Genomic DNA, 19,980 nt, shown 5'->3' with positions numbered 1-19,980 from the left:
AGTGATCATGGCATTCGACCCTCCGCCATCGAGGGGGCTTGGTCGGATCTCACCCCGACGGGCTCCTGCGACTGATCAGATGTGCGAGTTTCGGGAGAGGCCCGAACTGTGTCTGATTCGCCCCGGTCCGCTCTCGCGAAACGCTCACCGGGACCCCCGTCGCGCAGGCCAGGGCTGATCTGTTGAGAGTGACGGCGTGCTGACGGTTCGTCATGGGAAGATCCCCTGCGAGTCGGCAATGAGCCGGCCAGAAGAGGAGATGACCATGTCTGACGATAGGTCCAGCGACATCATGGACGCGGGCATCGGCCTCGCCGACTTCGAGGATGTAGCAGAAGCTCCGGAAGCAGACGAGGAAGAGGACGAGGCGTAGTCCTGTCGACTGACCCGGAGCCGCTCCGGGCACGGCCCGCACCCGCCCACTGGCGGGTACGGGCCGATCAAGTTCCGCTGCTTACCGACGAGCCAAACCCGCGCCGCGAGCGGCTGGTTGTGCCGGGCCGGGCGGGACGACCCGTCGCCGGGCTCGCCGCAGTGCCCACGGCGGCCGGTAGGCCGGGCCGGGGCCGCCGCGTGGGGGAAGCAGGCCCACAGCCGGCCCCCGCTCCACGCCGCCGGCGGGACCCCTCGTCCCCGACATGTGTTCCGAGCGTCACTCGTCGGGATGGCACCGGTGCTGTTCGGCGGGTCCGCCGGCGGCGGGGCCTCTAGCGTCGCGATCACCGCCGCCCCGTGAGCAGGGCGGCCTTGATCCGAGGAAGACGTCCCATGACGAGTGCCGTGAAGAGCCGGAAGTTCTCCAGCATGTTCGACTGGTTCGACCAGGACCAGGACGGGCAGCTCACCCAGTTGGACTTCGCGGCCACCGCGGGCGTGTTCTCCCGCGCCGCCCGAAAGGACGACCACACCAACATCCGCGCCATCCACACCGCTTTCGACCAGTGGTGGCAGCTGCTGCTGGAGCACGCCGACACCGACGCTGACGGGCAGGTGTCCCGGGACGAGTTCATCACCGTCATGGAGGACAACGTCACCACCGAGGCGCACTTCGAGCCGGCGGTCATGACGATCGCGGACGCGGTCATGAACGCCGTCGACACCGACCAGGACGGTGTCCTGAGCCTGGAGGAGTACGTCCGCCTCTACGACACCCTCGGCGTCGAACGGGAGGTCTCCACCGCCGCGTTCCGCCTCGTGGACCGCGACGGCGACGGAGTGATCAGCTTCGCCGAGTACCGGGCCGCGATCGTCGAGTTCTACCTCAGCACGGACCCCGACGCCCCCGGCAACCACCTCCTCGGCCCCGCAACCTGAAGCGCGTAGCCGCGCACCGTGCTCTGCGCTGACATCGCGGCGAGCTCAGCTCAGCGCCAGCGTCCCTCATGATGTGAAGGTCACCGTCGGCGCTTCGCCTCGGCGGGCTTCGAGATAGCTGGTCCAGTCGCGGCCACCGCGCTTGCCCCAGTGGACTGCCGTGTTGATGTGCAGGTCCAGCAGTTCGCTGATCACCGGCGCCGGGAGGTCCTGGGCGAGGGCGAGGACAGCGGTGTTGCGGGCCGCCCGGACCCCGATGCCATGGGCGACGAGCCGCTCACCGAGCCGGTGGGCGCTGACTGGGCGGCCGGGCAGTGCACCTGGGAACAGCCACTGCCGGGACAAAGCCTCGGCGTGATGCCGGGTCAGGTGACGGGGACGGGTGGCCGCTTGGGTGGTCAGCAGTCGGGCGACGGCCGGCGGCAATGGAGCCGGCTGGCCGCCGAAGGTGACGAACGCCTGGTCCCCGTCCTGGGTGAAGTCCCGCATGGGCAGTCGGGCGATGCGGGTCAGCTTGGCACCGAAGAGCAGCAGCAGCGCGCCGGCGGCGCGCACGTCGTCGGGCAGGCCCTGGTCGTGGACGCACCTGTGGAGCAGCTCCACTTGGAGGTCCTCGTCGAGGAAGGCGACCGCCTGGCTGTTGGGCATCGCGGGAACGCGGAGGTCTCCGCTGAGCTTGTGGCGCGCGCTCCAGCGCAGGAAGTCGCGCAGCCGCCGACGGGTGGTCGCCCCGCCGGTGAGCCAGCGGTCGACGTCGTGCTGGGCGGCCCGGTCGAGGGTGAGGGATTGCTCGTCGAGCCAGCGCAGGAAGGCGAGTGCGCAGCGGGCCTGTTCGCGGGCATAGGTGACGCTGGAGTCGGTGAGGCCGTGGGTGTCGGCGCGGTGACGTAGGCGGCGCAGGATCAGCCAGGTGGTGTAGGGCTGCAGCAGGTGGCGGTGTTCGGGGGAGGCGTCGGCGAGGAGGCGGTGCATCCAGGTTTCGGTGCGGGCGAGGCGTTCGTCGCGCTCAGGCAGGATCTGGTGGGTGACGAGGAGTTGGCGCAGGTGGACGGCAGCGGTTCGTCGGGGGAAGGCATCGAGGAGTTCGTGAGTGGGTTGGTGTCCGCTGGCGAGCAGTTGGCGGAGGAGGGTGGCGGAGCTGTCGGGGCGCTGGAGCCAGTGGAGGACGTTGTCGGGGCGCTCGCTGGCTTCGAGGCCGGCGATCAGCGGGGCGAGGAGGGGGCCAGTGCCGAAGTGGCGGCGCAGTTCGTCGGCACTTCGGCACCGGGCGCACTCGCCGGGCCGGCCGGGGCTGTCGGGTCCGCCGCAGCGCGGGCAGGCGTAGCGGCGGTCAACTCCGCTGCAGGGGCCGCACCGTGGTGATCCGTCCGGGGTGGTGCCGATCATGGGCTGGCGGTCGCCGCAGGCTGGGCAGGGTGTGGGGTGGCGGCGGATGAAGCCGTAGCAGGAGCTGCAGACCGGGCCGATGGGCCAGCGGGTCTTCACGTCGCGGACCTTGCCGCATCGGGCGCAGGCGGCCTGGGGGCGCGGGGCGCACGACAGGCACAGGTAGGTGCCGGTGCGTACCCCTCGGCAGGTTCGGGTCTTGCCGCAGCGCGAGCACGGCCTTCGGGGGCCGTTGTAGCAGCCGGCGCACAGGTCCGGGTGGGAGGCGCTGGCCTTGATGGCGATCTGGCGCTCCTGGTGGCAGCCGCCGCAGGTGCGCGGACTGCGGCTGTAACAGCCTTTACATACTGGGCCGTTGGCCGTGTGGGCTTTGACGGGGCGGTCCTGTCCGCAGCCCGAGCAGGGTGTGGTGGGGCGTTGGTAGCAGGTGTCGCACAGGGCGGTCGCGTCCGCCTGGCGGGCGGCGACCCGGCGCAGGCGGCCGCAGCGCTGGCAGGTCTCGCTGGAGCGGGTGGATGCGCAGGAGCGGCAGATCCGGGAGCCGTCCTCACGGCGGCCGGTCAGTGCCCTGGGCCTGGAGCAGTCCGCGCATCCGGGCACCACGGCCTCGGCGGCGCCGGCGGCGCGGAGTTCGGCCAGCAGCCGCAGCACCGTCCTCGGCAGCCGCGGGTCGCCGGCGGTGAGCCAGTCGCGGTGCTCCTTGAGGTAGGCGAGGGTGGAGCGGCCGGTGCGCGGCGCCACCGCGCCGGCCACCGCCTGTGCCACCACCTGTTCGTCGAGCAAGTGGAGTGCGGCGCTGACGAGTTGCAGCACCTCCTGGCGGGCCTCGGTGCCGTTCACGTCTGGCCGGGGCGGCGGATCGTGGTCCGCCGTGCCATCGGCGCCGGGGCTGCCGGGTCCGCTCCGCCGCCGGTGCCGGTCTTGCGGACCTGCTCGTCGACGATGACCACCTCGATCAGGTCCTGGACCCCGCAGCCCAGGATGTCGCACAGCGCGGCCAGGGTGTCCATCGACAGCCGCTGCGGCGGCTGGGTGACCAGGCGGAACACCTGCTCACGGGAGAGGTGAACTCCGCGCTCGGCCAGCTTCGGCACCAGGTCCGCGGTCTGGAACATGTCCCGCTGGGCCATCAACTGCCGCAAGTGCCAACGGAAGCCCATTTTCCTGATCACGTACCCACCTCCCACAACCCGGCGTGCCGCGCCTTGAGGGCACGCTGCACCAAACGAGTGCGGTAGTCGTCGGACACGCCCGTGTAGATCGCGGTCGTGGAAGCGTACGCGTGGCCCACCTGCTCCTGCACGAAACGCTCCGGATAGTCGAACTCCACCAGGTGTGTGACGTAGGAGTGCCGCAGGCAGTGCAGGTCCAACTCCTCCGGCAGCCCGGCCAGGCGCTGGGCCGTCTCGAACGCCTCGTCAAGGCGCCGCAGGGAGAGCCGGCCCACCCGCTCGGTCATCCACAGCGCCGGATGCTTGCCCGGTGCGAACGCGGGCCGCACCTCCTGCAGGTAGTACTCCAGTACCTCCACGATCCAGTCGAACTCCGGGACGGTCAGCACCGTGCGGCGTTTCGGCGGCCCGCCACGGGACGCCTTCCCGTAACGCACGAACAGTGCGCCCAAGCGCCTGTACTGCGGGGCTTTCGGGTTGCGCCGAAGGTCCGGAAGATCCAGGCAGCACGTCTCCTGGCGCCGCAGCCCGAAGGCATACACCGTCTTCAACGCGACCGCGTCCCGCAGCGCCGCGAGCGCCCCCTTGCGCCGACGGGCCCGGATCTCCTCCACCCGGCCGTCCGCCGCATCGAACAGCGCCTGCACCTCGTCGTAGGTCAGCGGACGGCGCCGAGGACTGCCCTCGTAATCGCTGGTGTGCCTGACGGTGTTCCACTCGTGCAGGATCTGCGCCGGCACGGTCCCGAAGAGATCCAGGCACCGCGCCGGCCACCCGTACCGGCCATCGGTCGCGTAGCCGCAGAACAGCCGCAGCGCGTCCTGGTAGCTCCGCCCCGTCGACACCGCCAGACCCTGGCGGCGCGACCGAAGGCTGTCGATGAACGCCTCCGCCTCCAACGGCGTCCACTGCCACGGATATTCGTTGGTGAACTCCGCGAACCGCCGAACCAACCGCAGCCTCGGCGCGATCGTCTGCTCAACATCCAGAAACCGGGCCCGCTGCTGCAGCGCCCAGCCCTCCAACATCGCCTCGAAGGCGGCCGGCTCCGGATCGAGATAGGCAACCCCGGAGGCCAGCACCAGATGGGCCGCTCCCGGCAGGTCCAGCACCCTGTCCATGTTGCATCTAACGCAACATCGTTGCATCGGTTACGCCCGGCTAAGCAGGAACGCCGACCGGGGGACCAGCCTCAGCCGATCCCCCGGTAAAGTCGCAGCTCACGACCATGCGCAGCGCATGCCGGATGTTGCATCTGATGCAATTCCGCGCATTACTCCAGGTAGATCCCGGCAAAGGAGCCGTCGAACCCGAGTGCGATCTCGCCTTCGCGGACGGTCGGGTAGTGCGTCCAGTTCGGGTCGGTGATCATCGTGTCGAAGTCGGCACGGGTGATCTCGGGCTCCAGCCACTTGTGCCCGCAGCGGCAGTGGATCCATACGTGCTGGCGGTAGTTGGTCAGCAGCCAGTCGCGCTGGGCCCGGCACTTGGTGCAGTAGACCGGCATGCCGCGCAGGTCCAGTGCGCGGGGGCACTGCAGGCCGCGGGTGGTTTCCGGCCCGCTGGGCGGGGCTGTCTCGTGCTCCAGCCGCAGCAGCGGGTCGCTGGCCGTCGGCTGTGTGGCGTGCGCGGTCGGGGTGGTGGGGTCTTCGGTGTCTCTGGGCACGGGCTCTCCGTTCGTGCGGTGCGGGTTCTTGGGTGACACCTGCTGGGAGTGGGTGTCGAGGGGTTTCGGATGCCGGTCAGCGTCGGGGTGCTGGACGGCGGGGGTCGGCGACCGGACGGGCGGGTGCTGGAGTTGCGGTGCGGGTGGCCGGGCGGCCGGGTGCGTGCTTGGTCGGGGTGGTGCCGGCCTTCGGCTTGCCGGTGCCGTTGGGGAGGGCGGGCAGGTCGGCGAGGCGGCGGATGCGCCAGATCAGCACGGCGTCCGTGTTGCGGGCGCTCTCCAGTTCGCGGCGGTCGACGGCTTCTTCGAGGAGGGCCTTGGGGTCGTGGCCGGCCTTCTCGGCTTCGGCGAGGGTGGCGGCCAGGGCGTCGAACCGCTCGGCGGTGCCGGCCTGGTGGCCGGTGCGGGTGGCCGGTTCGCCGAGGGCGGCCCGGATGGTGGCTTCGTGGCGGCGGCGTTCGGGTTCGGGCAGCGCCTGGGCCCTCTCGCGCATCGCCCGCAGCGGGGTCGCGGCGGCTTGCCGGTAGGCGGCGCGCAGGTGCTCGGCCGCCTGGCGGGAGGCTGCTGCCTGCTGGGCGTGGCCGCGGGCGGAGTGCCAGCGGGCGGCGGCCAGGGTGAGCAGGACGAGGGTGGACAGGACCATGGCGGTGGCGCCGCCGTCCTCTCCTCGTCCCAGCGCCGTTCCGGCGTGGACTATTCCGCGGGCGGCCGAGCGCAGGGCCCGGATATCGGCGTTCTCCGCACGGACGTGGGAGCGGGTGGCGCGCTCGAACGCGCGGGCGGCATCACGCAGTTCGGCCCGGGTGGCGGCCGGGGAGGTCTGGGCGAGCGCGTCAAGGAGTTCACCGGCACCGACAAGCTGGGCGGCGGCTTCACCACCGTCTTCGTCCAGGACCGCGGTGACGCGTTCGGCAATGCCAGCGGCGTCCCGGCGGGTGCGGGCGGGCCCGGACCGGTCGGTGCGGGACGTGCCGGGGCGGGGAGGTGCAGTGTCGGTGGGGCTGTCGGTCAGGCGGCGGCGGATCCGCGGCAGGGAGAGGTCGGGGGCGAGGGTGGACCCGGCGAACCAGACAGGCTCGCGGTCGCGGTTGCGGTCGCCGGGCAGGGCGACGTTGTAGCCGAGGACGTCACCGGAGGGGGCGTGGCGCAGCTTCACCCGCAGGCCGGCCTCGCGCAGCCGGCCGAAGAACTCGGCCTCGTCCGCGGCTCCGGCGACGGCTTGGCGCACGGCTTCGCGCAGGCTGTCGCGCGGGGTCTCGGTGCGGCCGGTGCGCTCGGCCTTGAAGCGTTCGGCGCTGGTGGGGTTGGCGGCGGCGGTGCCGTCGCCTGGCTTGAGCTGGCGCAGTCCCATCTCCTTCTCGATGCGGCGGCATTCGGCCTGGGCCTTCTTGAAGTCGTAGTTCATCCGGGGCCTGCGGAGGTCGCCTCGGACCATGGTGGCCAGGATGTGGATGTGGTCTTCGGCGTGGCGGACGGCGACCCAGCGGCATCCGTCCGGGTCGTCTTCGGGGGCGAGGTTGACGGCGTGGACCAGGCGGCGGGCGACGGTGTTCCATTCCGCGTCGGTCAGGGTGCGGTCGCCGGGGTCGGTGCGCACCGAGCAGTGCCAGACGTGCTGGGCCGGGGCGGCGGTGCCGGCCTGCTTGACCCGCAGGTCGAGGGCCGCCACGAGGCGGGTCATGGTGATCTTCGGGTCGGCATCGGCGTCTCGGCCGGGGTCCGGGGCGAAGCCGTCCCAACTGCCGACGAGATGGGGGTCGGTGTGCTCGTCGCGTTTCCCGGGGCCGTAGAGGTAGGCGAGCAGGCCGTGGGTGCGCGAGCCGCGCCGGATCTTGGGGATCATCAGAGCCGCTTCTTCACCAAGGCGTCGGCCACATCGTCGATGCGGGCCAGGGTTCGGATCAAGGCGGCTGTCGCATAAGCGAGTTCGCCATCGCGGGGCTGGCCGCCCGCGTTGAAGTAGTGCGCGATCTGGTTGACGTTGTTGCCGATCCGGGCGAGGGCGGTGCGCAGGGCGGCCAGCTCGTCGATGGCGGCGTCGAGCTGGTCGTTGCTGTGCACGGTGGTCGAGCCGCGGGCGACGGCGAGGGCGGAGGCGGCGAGGAAGCGGGCGACGGTAACGGCGCGCTGTGCGGCGGCGGCGGTGATCTCAGCTTTCTCGCTGTCGGACAGGCGCGTAGTCGTCTTGTGCGTGCGTTCGCGGGGGTCGCGGCTGCGGCGGCGCGGCTTGCGCTCGGGAAACGGCGGGGCGCTCGGCTGCTGGCGGTCGCGGACGGCGGGCGGGTCGGGAGCTTCTCCTTCGAGCAGCGCCCCCTGGTGCTGCTCGCCCGGTTGGTCCCCGAGCGCCCTCGCTCGGGGACCAACCGGGCCTCCCCCGCCCTCCTGGGCGGGGGAAAGTGCGTGCGACGGGCCGTAGGACCGTCGTAGGCGACAACTTGCTCCGCCAGGAGCCTGATCGGGGTCACCGGCCGCTCGCGGGGTGGTCGGCTCCGGGTCGGTGTCGGTCATCGGCGCGTCTCCGTGTCGCGCTGCTCGATGTCGCGGACGAGGTCCTCGATCCAGTCGAGGGCGAGGACCGGGTGGTGGAGGGTCCAGGGCCGGGCGTGCCGGCCTCGTTGGACGGTCCAGGCGCTGTCGGTGCCGGCTTCGGCGCGGTGGAGGTGGCCGCGCTGGTGCAGGACGGTCAGCCAGGCGTCCGCCTCGGTCCAGGTGGCGGGGGTGGTGCGCATGACGGTGCTCCACTTCGGTGGTGCGGTGGCGGGTGGGTGACCGGCCGGGGTGACCTCCTCGGTCAGCCCCGGCCGGTCGGTTCCGGTCAGTTCCGGTCGGCGTCGGCGAGCTGGTTCTTGCGCTGCTGTTCGCGGAGCTGGGCCATCAGCTGGGTCAGGGTGTCGCTGGACAGCGGGATCTGCTGACCGCGGATCGCGGTGGCGACCACGGCGCGGGTCAGCTTGTTGTCCGCTTCCGCGACCGCCTGCCTGGCGATCTCCAGCAGTTCCTCGGTGTCCCGGTCAGCCACCCGGTCAGTGACCGGCAGCGCGGTGACCGGACTGACCGGTGAGCCGGTCACCGGGACGACCTCGGCCGGACGGCCAGTGACCGGCCCACCGCTGACCGGCTGACCCCCCAGGTCAACGGCCCCGGTCACCGCCATCGGCAGCGCGGTGACCGGGCTGACCGGCGAGCCGGTCACCGGAGCGACCTCGGCCGGTAGGCCGCTGACCGGAAGGACGGCCTGCCGAGCGGCTTCGCGGTCACCGGCGGCTACCGGCGCACTGTCCGCGGTATCGTCCGGCACGGCCGGACGGTCGGTCGGGCTGTCCCGGTCAGGCGGGTTGACCGGCCCGCGGGCGAGGAGGATGTAGAGGTGGACGGCACCGGCCGAGGCGAGCGGGGCGATGGTGGAGAGCACCGCCACCACCGTGTCGGTCAGCCGCAGGCCGGTCGCGCTGCTCTGCTCGTTCATCCTGACCGCATGCAGGGCGTTGGCCCACAGGCTCGTACCGGTGGCCGCACCGAAGAGCAGCCACACGTAGGCGCGGGCGCGCAGCGGGGCGTCGCGCATTACCAGCAGCGCGCGAATGCTGTAGGCGATGAAGCCGTCGACGATGAACGGGAAGAGGTAGGTGAGGAGGCCACGGACGTGGACGGCGGTGGCCATCTGCTGAAGGGAGTCGTAGGAGAGGGCGAAGCCGGTGGCTCCGAGGGCGATGACGGCGGTTCGGTCCCAGCCGGTGACGTGCGCGGCGGCGGTCGGGGTGGTGGTGCTCATGCAGCCGTCCCGAAGTCGTCTGGGGTCAGGCGGCTGGTGTCGACACCGACCGGCTGACCGCCGGTGCGGGCGGCTTGCTGGAGTTCGCGGTTGCGGATGGTGCGGCGGATCTCGCGATAGAGCTTCTGGACGTGGTCCTCGGTGACCTTGAGGAGGTGGGCGATCCGTTCGGCGCTGACGCCGTGCCGGTATCCGGCGAGGACGACGGCGTGGCGCTCGGCGGAGGTGAGGTGGATGTCGCGCCCGGCAAGGGCGGCGTTGACCCGGCCGTAGTCGAGGCGCTTGGCGATCTTCTTGTGCAGGGGCGCGCGCTCCTCCTCGGTGAGTCCGCCCCGGATGCCGTCGGTCTCGCCGCCTTCGAGGGCGGCGTCGAGGCAGGCCAGGCGGACGGGGCACTGGCTGCACAACGACAGCGCGGTGGCGATCTTGTCAACCTCGTCCGGCCCGGGGAAGAACACCTCGGGGTCGACGGGGTTGTACTCGCTGGGGTGGCAGACGGCCTGGTCCTGCCAGGTGTGGTCGCCGAGCGAGCGGTAGCGCTCGGCGGTGGTGGGCGTGGTGTTCATGCGGAGGTACTCCGATCGCTCTCCGCGCGCGGGGCGGCGTCGGCGGAGGGGTGCGCTGGGTCGGTGGGGGGCGGCGCGCTCGGGGGCGCGGCCGGGAGGGGCGGTTCAGGCGGCGCGCTGGGGGCGTCTGCGGTCGATCGGTTCGAACTCGACCCGGGTGGTCATCTCGGCGAGGCGGGAGGTGACGCGGTCGCCGAGGCAGGTGCGCAGGTCCTTGATCGCCAGGTTGGTGGTGATCAGGGTCGGCAGGCAGTGGTTGTAGCGGCGGTTGATGAGCCGGTAGGTCTGCTCCTCGACGAACTCGCTGGTTTTGGCGGCGCCGAGGTCGTCGAGGATCAGCAGCGGCATCCGGCTGTAGGCGGCGAGCACCCGCTCGGCGTCCGTGTCCGAGCTGGGGCGGAGTTCGGCGTAGAGGTCGGCGGCGGTGGTGGCGCGCCAGCGCACGCCGATGCCGGTGCGCACCAGGACGCGGACCGCGCCGTACGCCTGGTGGGTCTTGCCCGCGCCGGTGACTCCGGCCATCAGCAGGCTGGGGCCGCGGGTGACCTGGCGGCGCGCTCCGGTGCTGGGGGCGGTGGCCTGGGCGGCGACCTGCCTGGTCCAGGCCAGGACCAGCGGGTGGTCGGCGATGGCGTCGCGGTAGCGGGGCGGCATCCCGGCGGACAGCTCGGCCTCCGGCGAAAACGGCTCCGGCTCGTCGGGGAGGGCGTCGACCTGGGCGTGGTCGATGCCCCGGGCGGCGAGGATCCGGGCCATCCGGTCGAGGACGGAGGGGCCGTCGGCGAGGGTCCGCGGGTCGCGGTGGGTGCGCATCACAGCTCCTCGGCGTAGGCGGTGGCGGCGTCGACCGGGTTGGTCCACGCCTGGTGAGCGGGCAGGTTAGGGCGGGATCCCGGCCGGGCCAAACCGGCACCCGGGGCGTTCATGGCGTCGTTGACCAGGCTCGGCAGCCGGGAGGGGTGGCCCTGGATCTCGGCGAAGCGCCGCAGCCCGGCGCGGACGTGCTCGGCGTCGATGCCCTCGGCCAGCAGGCCCTTGACGGTCTTGCCGAGGTGGCCGAGCACGCTGCCCGGTGGGCGCCGCTCGCACGCGGCGACGTACTCGCCGACGAGCTGGCCCGCCGAGACGGCCTCCGGCTCGGGCGCTTGCCGCCCCGTAGGGAAAGAAGATCCAGGATCCAAGATCCTAGATCCAGGCGTCGAGGGCTCTGCGACGGTTCGGCGAGCCTTCGGGGAGGCTTCGGCGAATGGCTTCTGACCTGCGCTTTTTCCGGAGGTGGCGACGGCCTTGTGCTTCTCGTCGACCGTCGGGGCGGTGGTCGTGCCGCTGCCGGTGCTGCCCTGCGGGGACGGCTTCGCGACGGGTCCGGAGAGGGGGTCGAGGGGGGAGGGAGGGTTCGCCGAGGATTCGTCGAACACTCGGGGAGCAGTCGGGCTCGCCTCGGGGACGGGGGTCGGCGCTTCGGCGAGAGCTGCGCGCTGGATGCACGGGCCCTTGCAGACGCCGCACCGCTCCGGCTCGCAGTGCGGGCACGCGGGCAGCCGGGACAGCGACGGCTTGTCGATCTTCTGGTGGCTGCGCCACGTCGGGTAATGGAAGTACTTCCGGCCGTCGCAACCGGTGTAGCGGCACACGGCCCCGGCGGCGGCGAGCTGCTCGAGGTGGTCCTCGACGTCGGCACGGGTGATCTCCTCGCGCAGCGGCCACACCAGGCCGCAGACGATCGCGGCGTTGTCCCGGTGGCGGCCGTGGTCGTCGGCGTGGTTGGTCATGCCGAGGAAGGTGACCATCGCGGGGATGGAGACCTCGGCGAGCGTCTCGCTCACCCAGGTCTCGGGCTTGACCGAGCGGATGCGCGCCATATCAGCGGCCCCGAGCGGGGACGCCTGCACCTGCGGTGAGTTGTCCGGTGGCGAGGTCGAGAGTGTGGGGCTCCGCCCACTCCGCCTCGGGCCAGGTGCGGACCACCCAACGCGCGACGACCTGGGAGGTGGCTCGGGTGAGGGGCACCCATTGCCCGTCCGTGTCGATCGCCACCGCCCGGGGGTGGGGCCACTGGCGGCGCGGGTCGGCCAGCCCGACCTGGACCGCGGCGACGCCGGGCAGCATGACGGCCAGTCGCTCGGCCAGCCGAAGGCGCCGATCGGAGAGGCGAGGTGACGCATTCTCGGTTTCCGTCGTGGGTACGCGCATGCGATACTCCGTGCTTCGTAGGAGCGCGCGCGGTGGTCTCGTGCAGAGAAGTCCCGCCGAGCGCGTGGTAGTGAGTCGGCTCCCTTCGGGGTGCCGTCCGGCGTCCAGGAGTTGGTAGCTCCGGGGCGCCGGTCCCATGTCCGGCCGATGCGGGCAGCGGCCCCTCGGCTCGGCCGACCGCTGTACGCGGCAGGACCAGGACCATAGGGCGAGCGGGGGTCACACATCCACCCCCTTTTACTCCCCTGACCAGCTGCGACGGACTTTGGTGCGTCACAACCGCGATCAACGTACACTAAAGTCCGCACCATCGGGAGACTAGAGTCCGCGATGCGGTCGCCATGGCAGGCAGTCGGCGGACTATAGTGCGTCCATTGCCGCACACCGATGGAGCACTCCATGACCGCCACCGTCCAGTCGAGACTCAACGACCTCTTCGCGGCGCACCGCCACCCGAGCGAGGGCCGCGAGTTCACCAACAAGGAGATCGCGGACAGGACGGCCGCCTGGGCGGAGGCCAACGGCGGGACCGCGGTCAGCGCGAGCCTGATCCAGAAGCTCCGCGTCGGCGGCAAGACGAACCCGACGGCCAACACCCTGTGGGCCCTCGCCAAGGGCGGCTTCGGCGTGCGCCCCAGCTTCCTCCTGGGGGACGACGAACCCGAGGAGGCGCCCGCCGCAACCACGCCGGCCGCGCCCGAGGACGTAGAAAAGATGATCAAGGATGGCCCTGCGGCCAACCTTGCCTTCCGGGCATCCGGACTGTCGGTCGAGAGCCTGTCGACCATCGCCCGCATGGTCGAGATCGCCCGAGCCGCAGAAGGACTGGACAGCGGCTCGACCGGCTGAGCCCGACACCATCGGTGATCATCTAAATCCCACTCAGATAAATTTCCGATAACGCGCCGCACTACCGAGCGTAGTCCGAACGTGACGAAACCTCCGCAGTTCCCGCCCTGCGGCGAGTTCAGGATTACGCTCCGCAGCGAACGGGAACCCTCCGAGAATCTCGGCAGCAATGCAGTCCGTTCGTGCGCATATGCTTTGATCCCCCTGGGGCACGAGGAAATCACTGGAACGGACAAGGGTCATGCGAAGCTGGCGCAGGAGAAGCCAGGTGGGCGGGTTCAACGATCACTCCGCCGTCGCGGAAAGTCTGGAAATACCTTCCCCGTTCACCATTGAGAAGTTGTGCGACAGCATTGCGGAGAAGCGCGGCCGCAGGATACACATCCACGCCATCGAGCACGAGGGGGCAGCGAACTCCGCTCCCTGCGGAGCTTGGATCGCCATGGAGAATTCCGACCACATCTTCGTGGAGAGCGCGACCAGCCCCTTGCACCGCGACCACATCATCCTTCACGAGCTGTGCCACATGCTGCTGGGCCACTCCTGCCTTCCGACCGAGGTGCATGCCCAGCCCCCTGCGCAGGACGGCCCGCGCCGCAGTGTCGGCGAGGTACTGAGCGTCAAGGAGTGGGCCGGTTTCCCGATGAACCGGATCGTCAGCCTCCTCGGCCGGACCAGCTACACGCACGAGGACGAGCAGGCAGCCGAAGGGCTGGCCGGTCTGCTCGCACGGCGGATTCATCAAACGGCCGAAAAGGCCGACAGACCGGTCGACCCGCTCGCGGTGCACCTCCTGTCCGCCCTGATCGAGTAGCCGGTATGCGCGTCATCAATCTGAGCGTCTGTGCAATTCTGTGGGCGATAGCGGTGTGGAGGGCTCCCGGAGCATTCCGACACAAGGAGAAAAGGGTCCTCTGGGCGGCCTTCTTCGTCCTTGCCGTGGAAATGTGCTTCGCCAACGACCCGGCGGTCCTGTGGCTCGACGGAGCGATCGGCGTGCACGGCTTCGCGGCGCTGCTCAAGCATGCTTCCGCAGTCTCGGCCGCCGCCTGCGTCCTCGTCTTCCTCTCGCGTGCGGCAGCCAGTTCCGCTCCCGCGGCACGGCGAGGACGGCTGCGCCCCGGCACGGTGGTGCCCCTGGTCACCCTCGCCGCCATGGTGGTCCTGTTCTTCCGGACCGACCGCCCGCAGGAGGCGGTCGATCCGCTGACGGCCTACCCCGAAGACCCGTGGCTCCTGGCCTACACCCTGCTGTGGACCACGTACTTCGGCTGGGCGATGTTCACGGCGTCCCGGCTCTCCTGGCAGTGGTCGCGCCGACCGGGCCCGGACTCGCTGCGCCGCGGGCTGCGACTGATTTGCCTCGGCACCGGCATCGGCATCGCGTACACCGTCCACCGGGCCTCGATGCTCGTGGTCGGCCGCCTCGGGCTCCACCCGCTGTCGGCCGGGACGGAGCAGCTGCTGAACCGCCTCCTGGCGCTCGTCCCGCTGCTGCTGATCTCCGCGGGCAGCACCATGCCGATGGTCCCGGTGGCCGTCCGGGCCGGCCGGCAGCACTACCGCCTCGTCCGGCTGTACCCGCTCTGGGCGCACCTGAGCGACGCCGTCCCGCAGATCCGCTACGGCGCGGCACGGCACCCGCTCGCGGATGCGCTCGACCCGCGCGGTGTCCGCGACCGGCTCTACCGGCGGACGATCGAGATCCGTGACGCGATCCTCGTGCTGAACGGCGCCGCCACCGTCCCGATGCGGCTGCGCGCGGCCGACCACGTGGAGGAGGCCGGGCTCACCGGCATCTCGGCCACCGCCGCGGCCGAAGCCTGCTGGCTGCGCGCCGCCCGGGAAGCCCAGGTCTCCGGGCACGCCCGAACCGGGCACCTCGAAGCACCCGTACACTCCGGGGCCGACCTCGACACCGAGGCCGACCTCCTCCTCACCCTGTCAAACGTCTACTTCTCCGACCTCGCCACCGCCTTCGCCCGCGCGCACCTCGCGCGCCTGACCTCCCCCGCCGGAGCCACCCCGTGACGTTCCAACCGCCCACCCCGCCCGCCTTCGCCGACAGCACGCCCCGTCAGAAGGCCGCACGGATCATCACGGACGTCCTCGCTCCGGCCAACCTGGTCGTCGCGCTCCTGCTGCTGATCGGCTGGCACAGCACCAGTTCCTGGTCCGGCCTCGGCTGGGGGCTGCTGGCCGCGCTCTTCTGCGGCGTCATCCCGATCGGCATCGTCCTGCTCGGCGTGAAGCGCGGCGGCCTCACCGACAAGCACATCCGCGTCCGCCGCCAGCGCATCCTGCCCATGGCCCTCAGCCTGGTCTCGGTCGCCACCGGCATCACCCTGCTCTACACCCTCGGCGCCCCCGCCGACGTCTCCGCGCTGGTCGTCGCCATGCTCGTCGGGCTGGTCTCCACCCTCCTGGTCACCGTCGGCTGGCAGATCTCGATCCACAACAGCGTCGCGGGCGGCACCGTCATGATCCTCGTGCTCGCCCTCGGCCCGTGGATGCTGCTCACCGCGCTGGGTGCCGCGGCGATCGGCTGGTCCCGCACCGTCCTCAAGGCCCACACCCTCGCGCAGATCCTGGCCGGCACCGCCCTCGGCGGCGTCGCGGCCCTGGTCTTCGCACTGCTGCGCTGAGCCGCTGATCCGGCTCGGTACCGACGACGTGTGCGAACTCGACCGCAGAACCACGGCCTTGACCGACCGGGGCCGCCCTGCGGGTAGCCTACGAGCTGCCAGGGACGGTGGCCGGGAGGACCAGGACGGCATGATCGAGGACGGCGGGATACTGCCCGAAGCCGCGGCTCGGGCCACGGTTGCCCGCGATGAGCTGGTGGCGGCCGACGGTTTCCTCTGGTGGCTGGAGTCCGATCCGGATCGCGGCGGCACGAAGCGGCTCGTCCGGTCCCCACCGGCCGGTCCTGCAGCCCCGGTCACGCCGCCCAGCCTGGCAGTGGGCGGCTCGCTCCACGCCTACGGGGGCGGCAGCTTCGCCGTCGCCGACGGAGCGGTCTGGTTCCTCGGGCCGGGAGACGCGGTCCTCCTCCAACCACTCGGTAGCGATCCCGTCGTGCTGCTGGAGGGCGACGGTTGGGCGTACGGCGACCTGACGCCGGGGCCGGACGGGCGGCTGCTCGCCGTCCGCGGCAACGCCGAGCGGGACGAGATCGTCGCCGTCGCCGAGGACGGCCGGGTGGAGGTGCTCGTCGGTTCTTCCGGCTTCCTGGGGCATCCGCGTGCGGCGGGCGACCGGCTGGCCTTCCTGGAGTGGGACCGCGACCGGATGCCGTGGGACGGCACCCGGCTGATGCTCGCGCAGACAGGTGCCGGACATCCTCCGCTCCCGGTCGCGGGCGGGGCCACCGAGTCCGTGGTGCAGCCGACGTGGGGGCCGGACGGTCAGCTGCACTTCCTGTCGGACCGTACGGGGTGGTGGAACCTCTACCGCCTCGCCGACACCGGCGAGGTCGAAGCCGTGGCTCCCCTCGACGCCGACTGTGCGCCGGCTCCGTGGGAGGGCGGCTACCGGTCCTACGCGCTGCTGCCTTCCGGTGAGGCCGTCCTGACGGTCACGGACGGCATCAGCAGCGAGCTGCTCGTGGTGGGCGGTGACGGCCGACGACGGCGCATCGGGACCGACCTCAGCTCGGTGAAGCCGTACGTGGCCGTGCTGGACAGCAGCGTGGTCGTCATCGGGTCGACGCCGACGAGCGCTCCGGCGCTCCGGGCGTGCGACCTCGACGGCCGCTCCGATGCCGTCCCCTTCCCGGCCGCTCCCCCGGCGCCGACGCCGGAGCCCTGGCACCCGCTTCCGCCCTCGGTGGAGTCCGTCCTGGTGGCCGGGGCCGAGGTGCGCTATCTGCTCCACCTGCCCCGTGCCACAGGGCCGGTGCCGACCCTGGTCCGCGCGCACCCGGGCCCCACCGACGGGGTGCCCCTCCGGCTGGACTGGTCGGTGCAGTACTTCGTCAGCCACGGCTTCGCGGTCGCGGAACCCCTCTACCGCGGGAGCACCGGCCGCGGCAGGTCGTTCCGGAAGCAACTGGACCGCCGCTGGGGCGAGTTGGATGTGGACGACTGCACGGCCGTCGCCGAGCAGCTCGTCGTGCGGGGGACCGCCCGGGCCGATGCGGTCTTCATCAGCGGAGCGAGCGCCGGCGGGTACACGGCGCTCCGATCCGCCTGCCGCCCGGGCCCGTTCGTCGCCGCGACCGCCGTGTCGGCGATCATCGCCCCGGAGCGGTGGGAGCGGTCCGTACCGGCGTGGCAGCAGCCGCACGCCGCTGCCCTGCGGGGCCCTGCCGGTGCGGTTCGCCCGGAGCGGGTGCGGTGCCCGGTGCTCGTGGTCCACGGTTCGGACGACACCATCACCTCCGCCGAGGACGCCATGGAGTTCGGTGCCGCCCTCGCCGGGCGCGGCGCCGGCGAGACGCTGCTGCTGGACGGCGGCGACCACTACCTGTCCGATCCCCGGCACCGGGCCGCCGCGCTGGCCGCCGAACTCCGGTTCTACGGAACGGTGGTGCCCACCCTCACCCGGTGAGCGCGGCGGGCAGGACCGCTTCGGTGAACTCCAGGAGTTCGTGCACCGCGGGGTGGTCGGCGTGCGGCCGGAGCGCGTCCAGTACGTCGGTGACGCGGGCGACGCAGCGGCCCGACCCGGTGCGCGCGGCGTACTCGACGGCTTCGGTGCCCGCCGCGCACGCCTGGTCGAGGTCGCCCGAGGCGACCCAGGTGGTGGCGAGCAGGGCCGCGTCGATCGCGCGCCGCCGCACCCGGTCCGGGCCCACCCCGTGCAGGGCGTCCACCAGTTGGCCGCGCGCGGCCGGTGGCCTGCCGAGGTCGTGGAGGCAGTGGGCCGCCTCGTCCGCGAGGTACGGGTGGGTGAAGTAGCGGATCCAGGCGGGTTCGTCCGCGTCGCCGCGGTCGAGCAGCTTCTCGGCCTCCAGGATCAACTTGGTCGCCTCGTCCTCCCGTTGGAGGCGCGCGTTGGCCCGGGCGACCACCGCTGCGATCGCGGCCCTGGTGAGCGGGCTCGCGGCAGTGCCCGCCGCGGACCTGGCCGCCGAGGCCCAACGCAATGCCGTCTCGGGCTGCCCGCAGTGCAACGCCAGGTGGCCCAGGTTGACCGCCGTCAGGTAGGCCCCGTAGGGCCGGTCGCCGGCCACCGAGGTCAGGTGCAGGGCACGCCGGTAGTACGTCCGGGCCTTCTCCGGCTCACCGTTGTCGACGGCCTGGTAGCCCGCCAGCTCGCAGAACTCGGCCGTCAGCAGGGCCCTCTGGTGCGCGATCTCGGAACTCGCCGCCGGACGCTGCTGGAGCTCGTGGAGTTGCCGCTCGATGTAGTCGGCGACCTGCCCGGCGTTCTGCCGGGCGCCGTAGGTGTGGTCGAACTGCCGGAACGTGGCGAGCGCCTGACCGGCCATCGCCAGGTCCTGTTCCGTGATCCACAGGGCCCGTACGGGTTCGGTGGTCGGTGACAGCCCGGCCCAGTCGGCGACCGCGGTATCGAGGTCGTCCAGCGAAGGTGCCGCAGGCGTCGGAGCGGGACGCGGGTCGCTGCCGGACGCCCGGCTGAGGAGGACGTCGAGTTCCTCGACGCTGATCTTCAGGACGGCTGCGAGACGGGGCAGTTGGTAGGCGTAGGGGGTGGCCTCGCCCCGCTCCCAGCGTCCCCAGGTCCGGCGGTCGACCCCGGCTTCCCTGGCGGCGTCCTGCTGGGCGTAGCCGATCATCCTGCGTCGCGCCGCCAGCGGCGAGGGGTCATTCATCGGCGAACTCCCAGACTCACTCCCGAAGAACCGCAGCTCAACGCTGCGATGTCCCAGCGGTGTCCCACGGATGTCCCCAAGTCTGACCTGTTCAAGGCCAGTTCGCGGCTGATTCTCTGTACTCACACCCGGTTCCGGGCAAGTCCGCGGTAGGCGGGGCAGGCGGGTGCCCGCCAGTTTCAGCCGCGGGCGTCGACCTCCGGGAATCGAATCGAGCCCATCTATGTCATGAGCATGAAATTCTGGAGGCGATTACCGTGCTCGCTTCTCGACTGCTGTACCACCCGGCCGGGTTCGACGGACCGCTCCGCACGGCGGTGGACGACCTGCTGGCCGGGCGGTGGCTGTCGGCGGAGCGGCTGCTGGCGAGGACGGAGCGGCCGTCGGGCTCGTGGGTGTCCCGGACGCAGGTGCTGGCGCTGGCTGCCGCCCGGTCGACGGTGCTCACTGCGTGGGCCCGTGAGAATCCGGCGGCCTCGGGCCTCGGCGTCCTGCGGATGCGGGTGTTGGTCGAGCACGCCCTGCTCGCCGCCAAGGAGGCGAAGCGGGAGGCCGGGCAGCTGGAGCAGGAAGCCCGCGAGGCGTGCTGGGCCGCAGCCGCGGAAGACCCCTCCGATCCGGTTCCGTGGGTGTGCCTGCTCGCCCTGGCCGAGCTGGACCGCGGCCAGGCCCGGCCCGAGCACCGGGTGCGGTCGGGCGACCCGATGCTGCCGCCCGGCCCGTGGGAGCTGCTCGACGGGGCGCTGCGCCGCGACCCCGGGAGCCGGGAGGCGCACCACCGGGTGTACCGGTACTGGCGACGGCGCAGTCGTGCTGCCGCTCTCGACTTCGTGCACACCGTGGCGACGCGGGCACCGTCCGGTTCGCCGCTGGTGGCCCTTCACCTGTACGCGGCCGTCGACCAGTACCGGAGCACGTCGGTCCGGGACGCGGTGACGCGCGGGCAGTGGCGGCGGGAGCCGTACCTCTCCCACACCCAGCGCGCCTACGAGAGCTGGTCGGTGGCGGAGCCGGGGTCGTGGCCGGTGGCGGACCTCAGCCACCTCGCGCACGCCCTGTGGGCGGCGGCGCAGATGGGCGCGGCCGTCAGGGTGTTCGAAGCCCTCGGGCAGTTCGCGTCCCGGGTGCCCTGGTCCCACGTCGCGGACTCGCCCGCGCAGGGCGAGGAACTGCTGCTGACCGCCCGGCAGCAGGCGTTCGCGGGCCGCGCGACGGCATTCGCCTGAACCTCCCTCCTGCTCCCTCTTCCGTTTCCTTCTTCTCTCCGTACGGAGGTTGTCCCC

20 protein-coding genes are annotated in these 19,980 nt (G+C 71.8%); 7 read left to right on the top strand and 13 right to left on the bottom strand.

Features of this window, described 5'->3' with window-relative positions; translation table 11 throughout:
- Positions 1-768 precede the first annotated feature (768 nt).
- Positions 769-1,314, top strand: a complete 546-nt coding sequence (locus OO57_RS12350) for an EF-hand domain-containing protein (protein ID WP_033252436.1) — start codon at positions 769-771, stop codon at positions 1,312-1,314.
- A gap of 66 nt (positions 1,315-1,380) precedes the next feature.
- Here OO57_RS12350 and OO57_RS12345 read toward each other — a convergent pair whose 3' ends face one another.
- The 12 genes from OO57_RS12345 to OO57_RS12290 form a co-directional block, all read right to left on the bottom strand.
- Positions 1,381-3,540, bottom strand: coding sequence for a hypothetical protein (locus OO57_RS12345; RefSeq protein WP_051777355.1), 2,160 nt, complete (start codon positions 3,538-3,540; stop codon positions 1,381-1,383).
- Positions 3,537-3,872 (bottom strand): helix-turn-helix domain-containing protein, encoded by a 336-nt coding sequence (locus OO57_RS12340; RefSeq protein ID WP_033252435.1) that lies wholly within the window; start codon positions 3,870-3,872, stop codon positions 3,537-3,539. Before OO57_RS12340 ends, OO57_RS12345 begins: the two co-directional genes overlap by 4 nt.
- Positions 3,869-4,993, bottom strand: a complete 1,125-nt coding sequence (locus OO57_RS12335; RefSeq protein ID WP_033252434.1) for a tyrosine-type recombinase/integrase — start codon at positions 4,991-4,993, stop codon at positions 3,869-3,871. The genes OO57_RS12340 and OO57_RS12335 overlap by 4 nt, the downstream gene beginning before the upstream one ends.
- Positions 4,994-5,145: 152 nt before the next feature.
- The gene (locus tag OO57_RS12330) at positions 5,146-5,538 is read right to left on the bottom strand and encodes a hypothetical protein (RefSeq protein WP_033252433.1); all 393 of its coding nucleotides are present in this window, start codon (positions 5,536-5,538) and stop codon (positions 5,146-5,148) included.
- Positions 5,539-5,614: 76 nt separating this feature from the next.
- On the bottom strand, positions 5,615-7,381 hold the full coding sequence (locus OO57_RS12325; RefSeq protein ID WP_033252432.1) for a relaxase/mobilization nuclease domain-containing protein: 1,767 nt from the start codon (positions 7,379-7,381) through the stop codon (positions 5,615-5,617).
- Positions 7,381-8,046, bottom strand: a complete 666-nt coding sequence (locus tag OO57_RS12320) for a MobC family plasmid mobilization relaxosome protein (RefSeq protein ID WP_033252431.1) — start codon at positions 8,044-8,046, stop codon at positions 7,381-7,383. The genes OO57_RS12325 and OO57_RS12320 overlap by 1 nt, the downstream gene beginning before the upstream one ends.
- Positions 8,043-8,267 carry a hypothetical protein gene (locus OO57_RS12315; RefSeq protein ID WP_033252430.1) on the bottom strand — a complete coding sequence of 75 codons (225 nt, stop codon included), beginning with the start codon at positions 8,265-8,267 and terminating at the stop codon, positions 8,043-8,045. Before OO57_RS12315 ends, OO57_RS12320 begins: the two co-directional genes overlap by 4 nt.
- An 86-nt stretch (positions 8,268-8,353) precedes the next feature.
- Positions 8,354-9,310 carry a DUF2637 domain-containing protein gene (locus tag OO57_RS12310; RefSeq protein ID WP_033252429.1) on the bottom strand — a complete coding sequence of 319 codons (957 nt, stop codon included), beginning with the start codon at positions 9,308-9,310 and terminating at the stop codon, positions 8,354-8,356.
- The gene (locus OO57_RS12305; RefSeq protein ID WP_033252428.1) at positions 9,307-9,876 is read right to left on the bottom strand and encodes a WhiB family transcriptional regulator; all 570 of its coding nucleotides are present in this window, start codon (positions 9,874-9,876) and stop codon (positions 9,307-9,309) included. The genes OO57_RS12310 and OO57_RS12305 overlap by 4 nt, the downstream gene beginning before the upstream one ends.
- A 105-nt stretch (positions 9,877-9,981) precedes the next feature.
- Complete coding sequence (locus tag OO57_RS12300) at positions 9,982-10,689, bottom strand: ATP-binding protein (protein ID WP_033252427.1); 708 nt, start codon at positions 10,687-10,689, stop codon at positions 9,982-9,984.
- Positions 10,689-11,738: a hypothetical protein gene (locus OO57_RS12295; RefSeq protein WP_033252472.1), complete on the bottom strand. Its 1,050-nt coding sequence runs from the start codon at positions 11,736-11,738 to the stop codon at positions 10,689-10,691. Before OO57_RS12295 ends, OO57_RS12300 begins: the two co-directional genes overlap by 1 nt.
- 1 nt (position 11,739) lies before the next feature.
- Complete coding sequence (locus OO57_RS12290; RefSeq protein ID WP_033252426.1) at positions 11,740-12,069, bottom strand: hypothetical protein; 330 nt, start codon at positions 12,067-12,069, stop codon at positions 11,740-11,742.
- Between the two features lie 399 nt (positions 12,070-12,468).
- On the opposite strand from OO57_RS12290, the gene OO57_RS12285 reads away from it, so the two are divergent.
- The 5 genes from OO57_RS12285 to OO57_RS40965 all read left to right on the top strand — a co-directional run bounded on the left by OO57_RS12285 (position 12,469) and on the right by OO57_RS40965 (position 17,469).
- Positions 12,469-12,918, top strand: a complete 450-nt coding sequence (locus tag OO57_RS12285; RefSeq protein ID WP_051777352.1) for a hypothetical protein — start codon at positions 12,469-12,471, stop codon at positions 12,916-12,918.
- Between the two features lie 268 nt (positions 12,919-13,186).
- Positions 13,187-13,732, top strand: a complete 546-nt coding sequence (locus OO57_RS12280; protein ID WP_051777349.1) for a hypothetical protein — start codon at positions 13,187-13,189, stop codon at positions 13,730-13,732.
- Positions 13,733-13,737: 5 nt separating this feature from the next.
- A complete protein-coding gene (locus tag OO57_RS12275; RefSeq protein WP_324606773.1) occupies positions 13,738-14,949 on the top strand; it encodes an MAB_1171c family putative transporter in 1,212 nt (403 codons plus the stop codon).
- On the top strand, positions 14,946-15,563 hold the full coding sequence (locus OO57_RS12270) for a hypothetical protein (RefSeq protein ID WP_033252423.1): 618 nt from the start codon (positions 14,946-14,948) through the stop codon (positions 15,561-15,563). Before OO57_RS12275 ends, OO57_RS12270 begins: the two co-directional genes overlap by 4 nt.
- Positions 15,564-15,879: 316 nt before the next feature.
- The gene (locus OO57_RS40965) at positions 15,880-17,469 is read left to right on the top strand and encodes a prolyl oligopeptidase family serine peptidase (protein WP_158715102.1); all 1,590 of its coding nucleotides are present in this window, start codon (positions 15,880-15,882) and stop codon (positions 17,467-17,469) included.
- Here OO57_RS40965 and OO57_RS39390 read toward each other — a convergent pair.
- Positions 17,459-18,697: a helix-turn-helix transcriptional regulator gene (locus OO57_RS39390; protein ID WP_106973968.1), complete on the bottom strand. Its 1,239-nt coding sequence runs from the start codon at positions 18,695-18,697 to the stop codon at positions 17,459-17,461. The genes OO57_RS40965 and OO57_RS39390 overlap by 11 nt on opposite strands.
- Before the next feature lie 257 nt (positions 18,698-18,954).
- On the opposite strand from OO57_RS39390, the gene OO57_RS12255 reads away from it, so the two are divergent.
- The gene (locus OO57_RS12255; protein ID WP_051777343.1) at positions 18,955-19,923 is read left to right on the top strand and encodes a hypothetical protein; all 969 of its coding nucleotides are present in this window, start codon (positions 18,955-18,957) and stop codon (positions 19,921-19,923) included.
- The last annotated feature ends 57 nt before the right edge of the window (positions 19,924-19,980 follow it).

Origin of the sequence: Kitasatospora phosalacinea, from assembly GCF_000717185.1 — a bacterium.
Classification (GTDB): Bacteria; Actinomycetota; Actinomycetes; order Streptomycetales; family Streptomycetaceae; genus Kitasatospora; species Kitasatospora phosalacinea_A.
The sequence above is the reverse complement of the archived record's forward strand: the minus strand, read 5'-3'. Positions and strand labels throughout refer to the sequence as shown.